The organism is Methanobacterium formicicum (assembly GCF_029848115.1).
In the GTDB taxonomy this organism is placed as follows: domain Archaea; phylum Methanobacteriota; class Methanobacteria; order Methanobacteriales; family Methanobacteriaceae; genus Methanobacterium; species Methanobacterium formicicum.
In genome coordinates this window covers 1-6,256 of the sequence record NZ_JARVXG010000004.1, presented here as the reverse complement: position 1 = coordinate 6,256, position 6,256 = coordinate 1, and the positions used below count along the sequence as shown (strand labels likewise).

General features: G+C 40.0%; 5 protein-coding genes. 1 reads left to right on the top strand and 4 read right to left on the bottom strand.

All coding sequences use genetic code 11. From position 1 onward, the window contains the following. Positions 1–444: 444 nt before the first annotated feature. Positions 445–1,335, top strand: a complete 891-nt coding sequence (locus QC759_RS00080; RefSeq protein ID WP_048071950.1) for a glycosyltransferase family 2 protein — start codon at positions 445–447, stop codon at positions 1,333–1,335. Positions 1,336–1,493: 158 nt separating this feature from the next. On the opposite strand, the gene QC759_RS00075 is transcribed toward QC759_RS00080, so the two are convergent. The 4 genes from QC759_RS00075 to QC759_RS00060 form a co-directional block, all read right to left on the bottom strand. Next, a complete protein-coding gene (locus QC759_RS00075; protein WP_048071949.1) occupies positions 1,494–2,111 on the bottom strand; it encodes a hypothetical protein in 618 nt (205 codons plus the stop codon). A 145-nt stretch (positions 2,112–2,256) separates the two neighbouring features. Beyond that, positions 2,257–2,922: a hypothetical protein gene (locus tag QC759_RS00070; protein ID WP_048071948.1), complete on the bottom strand. Its 666-nt coding sequence runs from the start codon at positions 2,920–2,922 to the stop codon at positions 2,257–2,259. A 14-nt stretch (positions 2,923–2,936) separates the two neighbouring features. Next, positions 2,937–3,218 (bottom strand): hypothetical protein, encoded by a 282-nt coding sequence (locus tag QC759_RS00065; RefSeq protein WP_048073785.1) that lies wholly within the window; start codon positions 3,216–3,218, stop codon positions 2,937–2,939. A gap of 354 nt (positions 3,219–3,572) precedes the next feature. Further along, positions 3,573–5,792 carry a DUF1616 domain-containing protein gene (locus QC759_RS00060; RefSeq protein ID WP_279844508.1) on the bottom strand — a complete coding sequence of 740 codons (2,220 nt, stop codon included), beginning with the start codon at positions 5,790–5,792 and terminating at the stop codon, positions 3,573–3,575. Positions 5,793–6,256: the final 464 nt, after the last annotated feature.

Below are 6,256 nucleotides of genomic sequence, written 5' to 3'. Positions count from 1 at the left end.
TTTTTAGTTTTTTATTTCAGAAAATAATGAGTTTAAAGAAAAATAAAATAATTGTTTATCAAAACACAAATTTCAAAAACCCTCAAGTTTTTGACAGTGTCCTATTTCCTAAGATTCTCACCATATTCTAAAGATTTTTAAGACATAACTGTCAATTTAATCCTGAAAAAATCGCAATAAAACTATTTTCAGCTAAAATACCAAATAAAATTATGACCTTACCTATTTTATTGGAATTAATTCAAAACATAAAGGATTAACTTTAAATACGGCATTATTGATACAGTAATGTATAAAATGTAGTATTTACATAATAATAACTACATATTAAATTGTATTCTTGCCTTACTCCTATTTACTTTTACGTCAATATTAACAACAATTATATATATTGATACCATAATACAATTTTAACATGAATAATCACTTGGAGGAGGGGCCTAAATTAAAGTAACCGCAATAATACCTGCTTACAACGAAGAAAAGACCATTGGCAGCGTAGTGTTAGGTACTCGCCAGCACGTGCTAAGGGTAATTGTTGTAGACGATGGCAGCAGTGATAAAACTGCAGAAATAGCCAAGTTAGCCGGTGCGGAGGTGCTCATGCACCCCCAAAACCTGGGTAAGGGGGCTGCACTTAAGACTGGTTTTCAAGCAGCCCGGGATGCTGACATAATTCTCACCTTAGACTCTGACGGTCAGCACCAACCCCGTGAAATTCCCCGCCTGTTAGAACCCATAATCAAAGGTGAAGCCGACGTGGTGAACGGCAGCCGTTACCTTAACGGCAATGGAGATACTGACACTCCAGCCTACCGGAGGGTGGGACAGAATGTGCTGGACACTGCCACTAACATCAGTGGGAAAAATTTAGACGTGACTGACAGCCAAAGTGGGTTCCGTGCCTTTGCCGGACACACCGTACCAGTATTCCGTTTCCGTAGTGCGGATTACACCATTGAAAGTGAAATGTTAATAGAGGCTGCCAAGGCTGGTTTGAGGATTAAGGAAGTGGAAATATCGGCTACTTACGGTGAAGAAAATCACCATAAAAAGAACCCTGTTAGCCACGGAGTGAGTGTCCTGGTGAGAATTCTTCAGGATATGGAGTTCAACCGCCCATTATACTATTTTACCCTACCCGGGGTTATAATGATTTTAGTAGGGATTATTCTCAGTTTGAAATTTTTCACAGATTATTTAAGCGGCGGTTCTAGTACTTTGCTTCCAACAGCCCTAGCTGGTTTGGTAGCTATTTTTGGGTCCTTCATTGCCTTCACGGGTTTGATACTGCACAGTGTTTCCCGGATGATTTTCAGGGCCATGGGAAAATAAACGTTATCTTTCTAATTTTTTTAAAGCAAATTAAGATTTTAGGTATTAAGCACTGATTTTAAAGAATATAAGATCATATTTTTAAAAATTTAGAATTTATCTATAAAATAAATCATTATCTACACTGATTCTAACCTGAACGAAAAATAAAGAAGGAATTAAAGGTAATAAGTCCTTTGAACTCTTTTTGCTGAAGATTTCTGGTTATTGGGGTACCATAAGTAATCGGCAGTAGCTGCAATGCGGAAAGTTTCCCATTTTAAGGTGTAATTACCTTCCCAATCAGTCATGGTCCCGTCAATGGTGAAGTTACCTCCGAAGTTTTTACCATCATTCTTAAAGTAGGTAACCCCAGTCCAGGCAGCGCAAGTCATGTTCATATAGCCGTGGAAGATGGTGTTGAACATGGCACCACGGACATCCTTGGTTAGGAGGGAGTAAATTGTTCCCGGTGTGACTTTTATCTCTTCAATTCTGCCGGTTCCGTTAAGTCCCTCGGCAGTGTAGTCCAGGGGGCTCTCGGACTCTTCCGCACCAGACAGTTTCAAATAGAATTGGAAATCTTTTCCCTTTCCATTGATTTTGTAAAATCCACCCAGTGACCCCGAGCTAGGATCATCGGGATGAGTAGGTGGTATCCACACTTTGGCAGTGTAGTTGTAGGGGATCTGGTCAAACACCAGTCCACTGATGAATCCATTGGAAACTTCCAGTATAGCAAGAGTGGATAAACCAACAACAACTACTAAGGCAGTTATTAAAATTTTCTGATTCATTGTAATCAAATATCTTCTTTTTTATAAAGGATAATTCCTTCCAGTTAATATAAATTCGGAATTTATGGAAAGCCATAGTTCTAATTGGAGTTAGTACAAGCTCAAAAGAAGTTAAAATAAAATAAAAAAAGAGGGGAATTGTTTTTTAGACAATACTTGCTATAGCCCGACACAGTTCAGGAGGTCTGGTGACGGTGATGGTTACGCTTCCATCTGCGTTCACTACAATTACTTCTTCCTCATAGAGAGGTTCCTGGTCAGTGGTGTCGATGGACTGTATTTTAGCCAGTTCTTCAGGGGTGGTTGCCATAAATGCAACGCTGTCAGTGACATTAGCGGGAAGTGCGAAGATAGTTAATGGGTTAAAGGTCACATTGGTAATCTGTGCACTGGAAGTTGGGTATCTGGTGTTTGACCAACCCTGGAATCCTATGTTAAGAGTTCCTTCTCCACCAGCCTGGGTGTTAAAGAGTCCTTTCCATGATTGTACCCGTATAGTTGTTCCTGCAGGTAATGGCTCGTTATTGTAGCCTAAAACCTGAGATAAATCCATGGTTAAGTTTCCATTGGGTTTTATAAATGTGTCAGCCCAGAAGGTCATGTTGGTCCCGTTTTTATGGGTGGCATTGGCCACCATTTCCACGTGGGCCCAGGTGGTACCGTTGTTTATAATTGCAAGTTTTGTTCCCTTTTCTGATATTGCACTGGCATTATTATTGCTAGAACTGGAAGTATTGTCACTACATCCGGAAACAGCCACAACCACTATGACTACTGCCAGGATGGCGAATAATCCTACTTTATTTTTCATTTCAAACCACATCCTTAGAGTATGGTAACAACTTTGTAGGTGACTACTGCACCGAAGACAAATAGTAGGGGTAGTATAGCCACGTTGGAGCTGTTAATAAAATTGTTAATCTTGGCGTTTTTTGTGGCTTCGGAGCTTAAAATCTCCTTTAAAGCCAGAAATGCGATAAGTGCCACCACGGCAATTAAACTGTAGCCCATTATATCCGCCGAAGTCACTGCCGTGGTCGCAGTGGCCGCGGATGTTGCGGCAGTGGTGGTTGTAGTAGTAGTGGTTGTGGTAACAGTCGATATCATGTATATTCCTTCTTTTTTTATTACTATATATTTTTTTCCTTTCAATGGCAATATAAAGTTTGAATCTCAATAAACACAGACAAATGCCTTAAATTAGTCACTCTGTGTTTAATGTCATTAATCGGATGAAGTTATTATCTTTTTTAGCCTATAAATAAGCTTTACTATTTTTTTTAGTGACACACATCACAAAAACAGGGCTTAGGGTAAAGTACTCTAAATAAGGGATAAAAAGGAAAAATAAGGGGATATTGGCCTATTAGGGAATTGGGGGAGTGATTGTTGAGGAGATAGATAAAGGAATAAATGATGTCACCACACATCCAATTTACCCTTTCAGGGGTGGATTTATCTCTACTTCACATTCAGCCACAGGTGCAATGATCGATAGGCAGTTGCATTATCTGGTAGCTTGTAGAGTAAGAACTCCATCTTCTTCTGGCCGGTAGTTCCGGCGGTGAAGTTGTAGGGTATTTCCACTTTCTCCCCACTGGACAGGGTGAGGGTCTGGTTTTTCAAGGTGTTGTTGTTCACCTTAATCACCAGGAGATAATCAGTGGTGGTGTACTCATGATTTACCACCCCCATAATAATGGAACCAGTCTGGCCGGTGGTTAAATTAGTGGGATAGTTACTGGCCTTTCCATCCGGTCCTAAGATGTAGAATTCTGTGAATTTTTCGCCTTCCTTGGGTTTTACTATAACGTAAGCCGTGGTGGCAATGGCCAGCACAATGCTGATGATCAATATGATGGATAGTATCCTTTCCGTCCTGGATTCTCCTTTAAATGAAGTTCTGATATTTTTTGTAAATTCACCAAAGGGTACAAAGAATTTTTCTTCATCTGGTAACCTCCTCCGCCTTAAAAAGGCGATGGTGACCATGGCCAGGGTGAAAATGGTAAGACTAACCAGTATAGGGTCCAGTCGGATACCCCAAGGAGTGTAGTTAAGTGCCAGGCCAATAAGTGGAGTAACCGCAATGCTCAGACCAAAACTTAACGCCGCCCTCTCAATACCATCCAGATCCCCCCATTTAGGGAACAGTGCAGCAATTAAGGAATAACCCGGAATGAACAAAACCAGTAAAACGCCCAGTATAGTGCGGATAAAGGTCTTGTTGAGTGGGGGTATAAGTACAAAGGCCACAGTCAGTAGGGTGATGGCCGCCACGATGATTATGTCCAGATAATGGTTGCGGGGCTTAAAACTTGGTGGTTCTTTATGTATTTCCTTTTTAGCAACAATCTCTGTGGATTTGGGCGTACTTAGAGTTTTAAGGAAGGCCAGTGGATCTTTTTTCTCCTTGACTTCTTTTTCAGGAATTTCCTCCTTGACCTCTTTTTCAGGAACCTCGTATTGGGCAATAGGTTTCTCCACAGTGGGGATTTCTTTTTGTTCCTTATCTTCTTCAACTGGTACAGTTTCTTCAGGGGCTTCTTCAGTGGGGGTCTCATCTTTATGGGTGACTAGCCATTTCCTGATAAATGCCCCGGCAGAGAGTATAATTGAAGCCACGAACAATATCTGCACTATAAATTTGGGTAGATTAGGTAGTATTTGCACTCTCCAGGCCAGGAAAGACAGTATGAAGAGGATAATGGCAATACTTATGCTCCCTATGAGGAGGTTCCGGGTACTGGTACGGGATTTATCCGGGAAAACTATGGTTAACCCGGCGTAACCCATGATGAAAAGTAAAAGTATAAAGAAGATTATGGAAGTGGAAGTGGTTTTAAGGGGGTTGAAATAGAGGAACAACAGGGAAATTCCAGTTAAGAAGAGGATCATGGCCATGTCCCAGTTTTTAAAGCCAGATTTTTTCTCCGGTGGTTCTTCTGCCCAGACTGGTTTGTCCATTTCTGCTTCGTAGTCTAGATTGGATGTTTTGATGGATTCGTCTACTTTCAAGGGTGCTACCCTAGATTCTTCTGAAGTATCCGCCTTATCCTCTAATGGATATTCAGCTTTTTTTTGGAAATCCTCAACTTTCTCGAACTTTAAGGGTTTCCCCTTTTCTAATTCTTGATGTTCTGGTTCTTTACCAGTTCCATCCAAGGGGTAGTCTTCTTCAGTGAAGTGGTCATTTTCAGTAAGTTCATCTTCATCATATTCCTCTTCAGCAAGCTCTTCTGCATTGTATCCTTCTTCAGGGTACTCTTCTTCATAGTAGTAATCTTCGTATTCATCAGCATCTGCTTGTTGCCTCAGTAATGCTGCCCGTTCAATGGATTCTTCCAGGGTGAGCTGCCCCTCTTCAGGAGGCACTTCTTCTTTGTATTCATACTCGGAACGCCGAACCATGGCTAGTATAGAGAATAGAATGGCCAGAATGAAGAGTATGGAGTAGAGATATTTGTCGAGATATCCCCATTTTAAACTGTTAAATATTAAGGGTAAAAACAGTACAAAAACAAGTCCCAGGACAAAGCCCACTCCTGCACGGAGTGTCCAGCCCATACTCTCATCATCAGGCCAGATTGCAGTTATGATGGCGTATCCTGGTAGGAATAATGCAAAAATTGTGATTAATGTGGATAACCCTGATCCTTTCAACAGTCCGAGCCATTTCAATATTAGAACCGCCCCGCTGATGGTGATAACTAGTAGAAGGTCTTTCTGAGATGAGAGTTTCATAAACAGTTGTTGGATGAAGAGGTATAAAATACTTAGTAAATGGTAGGGTTAATGGAATCGTATCCGTTTTTATAATTACCTAGATATTCAGGATGTGGTTAGAGTGGTGCAGGATGACTTTGAGATATAAATCATCCCTCAATTTCTTCAAGATTACCTTTTCCTTCGTTAAACAATATGGTTTTTGCAAATATTTTTTGTTCCAAAAAGTGAACACTTTTTCTAAAAAATCCATAAAAAATTCTGCTTAAATTGTCTTATTTTTGTTTAAAATCTTTCTAATTTATTATTAACATTTATAAAATAATATTCAATCTATTTAAATAATTTGGACTTTTTAAACGCTTAAAATTCACTTTTTTGTGATAATCTTCACACAATTTAGTGACTATAGTCACTAA

What these genes read in the sequence shown, in the direction of transcription:
- QC759_RS00075 (WP_048071949.1), bottom strand. Translation starts at nt 2,111, where the DNA reads ATGAATCAGAAAATTTTAATAACTGCCTTAGTAGTTGTTGTTGGTTTA.
- QC759_RS00065 (WP_048073785.1), bottom strand. Translation starts at nt 3,218, where the DNA reads ATGATATCGACTGTTACCACAACCACTACTACTACAACCACCACTGCC.
- QC759_RS00070 (WP_048071948.1), bottom strand. Translation starts at nt 2,922, where the DNA reads ATGAAAAATAAAGTAGGATTATTCGCCATCCTGGCAGTAGTCATAGTG.